Origin of the sequence: Nostoc sp. (assembly GCF_036917635.1) — a bacterium.
Lineage (GTDB): Bacteria > Cyanobacteriota > Cyanobacteriia > Cyanobacteriales > Nostocaceae > Nostoc.
Genome location: NZ_JBALCW010000091.1, coordinates 81631 through 87988, shown reverse-complemented (window position 1 = coordinate 87988; position 6358 = coordinate 81631). Strand labels below are relative to the sequence as shown.

At 41.0% G+C, this 6358-nt stretch carries 6 protein-coding genes; 3 read left to right on the top strand and 3 right to left on the bottom strand.

The window, feature by feature from the left end:
- Positions 1–141: 141 nt before the first annotated feature.
- The gene (locus tag V7K32_RS21025) at positions 142–1206 is read right to left on the bottom strand and encodes a YheT family hydrolase (RefSeq protein WP_334995728.1); all 1065 of its coding nucleotides are present in this window, start codon (positions 1204–1206) and stop codon (positions 142–144) included.
- A 157-nt stretch (positions 1207–1363) separates the two neighbouring features.
- Between V7K32_RS21025 and V7K32_RS21020 the strand changes: the two genes are divergently transcribed.
- Positions 1364–2107, top strand: a complete 744-nt coding sequence (locus V7K32_RS21020) for a response regulator transcription factor (RefSeq protein WP_334995727.1) — start codon at positions 1364–1366, stop codon at positions 2105–2107.
- Between the two features lie 636 nt (positions 2108–2743).
- Here V7K32_RS21020 and V7K32_RS21015 read toward each other — a convergent pair.
- Positions 2744–3478 carry a DUF1995 family protein gene (locus tag V7K32_RS21015; RefSeq protein ID WP_334995726.1) on the bottom strand — a complete coding sequence of 245 codons (735 nt, stop codon included), beginning with the start codon at positions 3476–3478 and terminating at the stop codon, positions 2744–2746.
- Positions 3479–4102: 624 nt separating this feature from the next.
- Between V7K32_RS21015 and V7K32_RS21010 the strand changes: the two genes are divergently transcribed.
- Positions 4103–4366 carry a helix-turn-helix domain-containing protein gene (locus V7K32_RS21010; RefSeq protein WP_334879794.1) on the top strand — a complete coding sequence of 88 codons (264 nt, stop codon included), beginning with the start codon at positions 4103–4105 and terminating at the stop codon, positions 4364–4366.
- Positions 4363–5277 (top strand): hypothetical protein, encoded by a 915-nt coding sequence (locus V7K32_RS21005; protein WP_334995725.1) that lies wholly within the window; start codon positions 4363–4365, stop codon positions 5275–5277. The genes V7K32_RS21010 and V7K32_RS21005 overlap by 4 nt, the downstream gene beginning before the upstream one ends.
- Here V7K32_RS21005 and V7K32_RS21000 read toward each other — a convergent pair.
- Positions 5243–6331 carry a DNA methyltransferase gene (locus V7K32_RS21000; protein ID WP_334995724.1) on the bottom strand — a complete coding sequence of 363 codons (1089 nt, stop codon included), beginning with the start codon at positions 6329–6331 and terminating at the stop codon, positions 5243–5245. The two genes, V7K32_RS21005 and V7K32_RS21000, sit on opposite strands and share 35 nt — an antisense overlap.
- Between the last annotated feature and the right edge of the window lie 27 nt (positions 6332–6358).

Genomic DNA, 6358 nt, shown 5'->3' with positions numbered 1-6358 from the left:
TAGCTAATGCGACTGCCAAGGTTAATCTTTGTTTTATTCGGTTGATGGTTAAGAGGCTTGCTGCACCTTCTTAGATGTCAAATGGGTTCTATAGAGATTTTATTTTTCGTTACATAGTTTGGTTTTATCTTGCCTACCTACTTATCCTATTCGCTTTTCCTCCAACCATTGTAAAACCCGATTCCATGCCCACCAAGGATCGGAATCGTTTACTTGACGCTGGCACTCTTTGCTGCTCAAATAACCAACATGGCCGCCGTACTGAGTGAGTAACAAATCTATTACAGGATTGCGATCGCACGCCTCTTTTAATTCCGGTATGATAGCTGGGTCAAAAAGTGGGTCATCAGCAGCATATAAAATCAAAGTCGGTTTTGAGATTTGCGGCAATATTTGTAAAGCACTACTAGCTTGGTAATATGCCTCCACAGAAGAAAAACCTAGTCGCTTAATTACCAGTTCATTATCAAAACCCCAAATACTGTTCGCCCGTTCAATCGCTGCTGGGTCAAGGCTTCCCGGATGAGCATCATGGATTCGCCATGCTAGTTTTTTTAAATTCTGGGCAATTCCCGCTTCCAAATATCTGCCGAAGGGCTTTGTAACTAGATAAGATAGCGATCGCTGCGAATCCAAACTAGGGCAAATCACCATACCACCCCCAATATCGCCATCTTCTAATCCTAAATCTCCATCCTCCCTAATCACCTCACCAGCAACCTTTACCGCCCATAACGCCAATTGTCCTCCTAAAGAATACCCTGTAAACCAAAATTTCGCCGGACATCCCATTGCCTTAGCAGCAGCAGCAATGCGAACAAAATCTTCCCCCTCATACAAACCATCAGAAGTTAGAGTCGGGGATAAAACGGCGGTTTTGCCGTGGGCCCGCCAATCAAATAACACCACAGCGTATCCTTGAGCGTAGGCAAAACGGCCTAGCACCCTCAAAAACCATTCTGTTTCTAACTCTCCAGTAATGCCATAAGTACCGATAATCGTGCTATGAGCATTTTCCGGGATAGCAACCAAGCCAAAAATTGGCACACCTTGGCTACCAACAAAGATTTTCTCGTGATAAGACGGTTCAAGTAATAGAGTAGTGCTTTCCCAGTAACGTTTTCCCCACAAAGCGGTGTATACAGTCATGATTACACCGTTTTGTAAAAACCAAGACGGATTGTAGGGCGCAGTATAACACATCATAGACTATAAGATTTCGTGTAATTAAGTCTTGATTTCACAGTCATTTAATCTTAATATTTATGTAAGATTTAAAAACTTTTTTAGAATCGATTCAAAAATCTTTGTATCTATCAAAGGTTGTTAATTATCCTTAATAAGTAGTAAGAATTTTTTAAGAATGCCGAGGATTCTAGTCATAGACGATGACCCAGCGATTTCAGAACTAGTTGCCGTCAACTTGGAAATGGCTGGCTACGATGTTAGTCAAGCTGAAGACGGCATCAAAGGTCAAGCGCTGGCTCTCCAGCTACAACCAGACTTGATCATGCTCGATTTAATGTTGCCCAGAGTAGATGGGTTTACAGTTTGCCAACGCCTGCGCCGCGACGATCGCACCTCTGAGATTCCGGTATTAATGTTGACGGCTTTGAGCCAAACTCAGGACAAGGTGGAAGGCTTCAATGCTGGCGCAGATGATTACCTGACCAAGCCTTTTGAAGTTGAAGAACTGCTGGCGCGGGTGCGCGCACTTTTGCGGCGGACTGACCGCATTCCCCAAGCAGCAAAGCATAGTGAGATTCTCAATTATGGCTCACTCACACTTGTTCCCGAAAGATTTGAGGCGATATGGTTTAATGAAACGGTGAAATTGACTCACTTGGAATTTGAGTTACTTCACTGCTTACTGCAACGCCACGGTCAAACGGTTTCTCCCAGCGAAATCCTCAGAGAAGTTTGGGGTTACGATCCTGATGATGACATAGAAACGATTCGAGTCCATATTCGTCACTTGAGAACCAAGCTAGAACCAGATCCCCGCCACCCCCGCTATATCAAGACAGTATATGGTGCTGGATACTGTCTTGAATTACCCGGTATACCTCCATCAAATGAAGGGGCTTCAGTAACACTCGTTGAATGAAATCACGCTAAATTCCCTTAAACTTTGGCATGATTTAGGCAAGAACTCTCATAAACTCTTATTCCTTACCGCTTAGTTAAGGTTATTGGTGGCATTTACTGGTGTGTAGAGATGTTGCAATACAACTTCTCTACAAGCGCATCCGTGAAGTTTAAAGATAGGGTTATCAGTATAAGGGTCACGCAAAGAGCGGAGTCCCTTTAAAATGGGTTCTGCCAACAAGAAATAATAAGCTAAAAAACATTTAATTTGCATAATCGAATTAAACATAACTCTTGTGGGGTAGGCCGAAAAGCCCGCCCAGGATATGCAAGTTTATTTGTCCGACAGCTTAACACCATTAAAATGATTCGTAATTCGTAATTCGTAATTCGTAATTATGTTAAGGGAGCGGGGATTTAAATTAGGCATCAAAACAGAAGTGCCTATCTTGCTGGGGACTTAAACCCCCAAATTTGATTAATATATTCATATAGCGAAAAAAACTTTTGACTATTTGATTGTTTCCAGTTTTGAAAGTCTTTTAGCTCGGTCGTCTGAAGCTGAAAAATATTTTCCTGATTTGTCAAAAGTCTATAAAAAACTGAAAATAAGGCAGCAGATGAGAAATTTTCCTCCTGCTACCTCTGCTTTATCCTAACTACTCAACGCCTTTAAGAACCGTTGCAAACTCTTAAACAGACTGGGCTTTTTTACAGGTACAGGGTCTGTTGTTGTTTGGGGTTGTCCTTTTAAAAGGATCAGATCCAACTCATCACCCGATGGTTTTGTGGGTAATTCGGCAATTCTTTGATATTCGCCGTTAGTTTCCAGCCAAACTTCCCACTTTCCTGGGTAGCAGCGATATACGGCGGTTTCATCGTCTACAGGGCGGAGGTAATAGGCGGATTCAATGGTACTGATGAAGCGATCGCGGATTTTTCTAGCTGTATAACCAATACCCACAGTTCCAGCATCTTCTAAGCGGGGATTTAACAAGATTAAAGGGCGATCGCCTATTTCTTGACATAGCTTTTCTAACTGCGGTACTTCTACGGAAGTGGGGGCGATGAATAAGAAAATTTCATCCTCTGGCTGAATTTTTGTCTGTAAAGAAGCAGCCCTTCCCGTACCAATATCCAAAATTTGAAATGGTGCATCACCCCAATCGCGTCGGGCTAAAGCCGCAGCACCAGCGTCAGCAAAGAAAATCTTCAAACGGGAATCATATTCTGTAAACAGTGGCAGAAATTGTTCCGCTACTGGCATAAACTTGAGTTCTGGGAACAGGAACTCAACTTGTATGCGAGTAGAGCCATCTGCAAGAGCAGCTTGGACGGCTAGACGAGATTGGGCGATCGCATCTTCAAGACTATTAGGAAGTTCACTCATAATTTATTATGTGGGTTTAGCATTACTCCCATTGTTCCAGTATTAGCTTTTCTTGGGTAGAAGACTAGTAGGTTTAGTTTTTAGAGGATAGCAGAAAACCCTTGCAAAACAAGCTGCTCAGTCGGGATTCCCTGATTGCTTGCCCCTTTCTTGAACAAGTGCGATCGCATAGAAGACATACTCAAAATTTTACCTATTGGTAAAAGACTTGTTTAAGGTTTTTAGCGACGCGCCGATCAGATAAAACCTAGATATTTTGATACGCGATACCCAAGCCAAATCCCTACAAGGCCACCAATGACGCCCAAAACGATCGAGGTGAATGATAGCACACTTCCACCCCACAATGCAGGGATGTAACTACCAATCGTAGAGCCAACGAACATCCCAATTCCAATCATGAATTTATTCATGCAAAAAAAAGCCTCAAAAGTAATCAAAATAAGTCATACTTGAACTCCTTTATGACTCAAAATATTACCTTTTGGGAAAATATTTATTTAACCCTTTCGGCAGCCGTGCCTAACTACTGAAGCTAGGACAGATAAAAATATCCTATTTTGGGATTATTCAAAAACAGGTTTATTGTGTTCAACGTATACATAGTGCTAAAGCCAAGGCACAATGAAATTTGTTTTCAGCCAGGACTATAAAATATTCCGTCGCTGTATGATTGCGGCTCGTAAGGAGGCAAAACTAACTCAAGAGACGCTTGCTAAATCCTTGAAAAAGCCACAATCTTTCGTAGCCAAATATGAAAATGGGGAACGGCGGTTAGATGTAATTGAGTTTCTGTTAGTTACTCGCGTAATCGGCGTAGATCCTTGCGATATTCTCAGAAAAGTTGAACAAGGAATATCTGAAGCATCTTGTGAGGAGGAGGTATGAATACACAGGATGTAATCGGGCTGACATCTCAGTATCTAGATAATTTATCCGGTCATACTTTTGACGTTTTATACATATCTAAGCCTGTAACTGTAGACGCGGCGCTAAACTTGGCTAAAGTTATCTCAAAGCTTTCACCCTTACTCGGAAATTTAATTGAATTTAACACAGTTGAATTTTTGAATAAACAAAATGAATTTTCTGAGTTTGGAAAGTGGCAGAGACAAGATCCAGGCTTTCCAGATACTATTTTTGTGGGAATTCAACCAACACCAGGATTAGAGATTAAAGCATGGTTTCCATTAGCAACAGAAATAACCGCACGCTTTAAAGACAGCCAGAATCACTTTCAGTACGATCAGACCTATGTTGCTATGCTGGCATGGTTGCCTGAAAAAATTATCTATGGCAAACCTCGTATTCTTGATGTATGTGTTGTCTCTGGTTTATCGGTAGCTTTAGCTAGAGATACTCATTATCATAATCCGCCAGATTATCTTGTTTTGGAGCCAGAAGATACAACTCAAAGAACAGCAAATTTACAGCAGACAAACACTAGCGGTTATAAATTTCAAGGATCTGCAGAAGAACTCTTAGAAGCTCAAAAAATAGTTGACTCATGGGGTGTTGAAGGAAAAATCTATAAACCAACTAGAGAATATCAGCGCCTTCTGCGTGAACTGTTGATCCGTTATAAATACAGACTAGATACTAATTTTGCAAAGATGGACAGAATCGTACATCCAGGTATTGAAAAATTTAAGCATCGTGTCTATAATATTGAAGTTTCTGGTATTAAAGTTGGTCAATGGAATAGGCTTCTATCAAGCCGTCGAGAAGACAGTATCAAGAAATATCTACAAGATTATCTAGAGACTAGAGAAGAGAATATTGATGAACTTCTTGATTAAATCTCTGCACTCCATAATAAAAATAATCTGGATCAATTTCGCAAGAGTAAGCTTTTCGTACCAGTTTATGCGCTGCTAGAGATGCACTGAATAGTCCTCCGAAAGGTTCCCATATAACATCATTTTGATCGCTTGACGCTTCAATTATAATGCTCATTAAATCAAGAGGCTTTTGATTAAGATGTAATGCTTTTCCAGAAGGAGCCTTAACTCTCTCATCGCCCCGTAGAGCTTGGCGATCCCAAACATTTGTAAAACCATGAGGACATCTGAATTTTGAGCGCATCTTACTCCATTCTTGCCCTGTTAAAGATTGGTTTCCATCCAAAGAAAAATAAGGTCTTCCTTCTAAAATACCATGCTCATTTGCATAGTTCACTAACCTCTCAAACATCTCTGGAGGTGGGAAATACCATAAGTGTCCTTGATCGAAATACTTCCTAGTCGCAGCATCAGCCACACCACAAGCATCGTTTGCTAGTCTTAGTCGTAATCCCGAACGTTTCCACTCTTTTAGTAACCATGATTTCAACGTAAGTTCGTTGACTTTAACTTCTCTTACATATTGAACACAGACTTCTGTAACTACAGGGAATCTACGAATTTTTTGTGTATTAACATTCCCTGCTATATGACCTTTTCCTTTATTCCAAATATTACAATTTACATAGCGCCAACCATGCTTTTCTAAAACTGGATGCACAACAGCCCAGCCAATCTCTGAATTCCAAAACCAGAGTGTTGTGGATGGTATAGCTGCTTTTGACCATGCTTCAATATGAGGTTCATACCAATTAGGTAAGTCAATATGATCTGAAGTGTCTCCTTCAAAACCAAGAACACCGTAAGCCCCATCTGAAACGATGACTGTAGGCTGCTGCCAATTTCTGTAGTGTTCAAGACTATTACCCAAATATAGAGCAACCCTTTCATCATTCCACGCAGAAAAATTTAAGTTGGTGTTGAGGTTGACTACTTTTCCCCGACCAACTGTGCTGGTAGCCTTGCGTTTTAAAGTCTTGAGGGAACTCGGTTCTGGGTTAGATAAACTCATTTATTGATTTACGTGGCTCTGAAACTT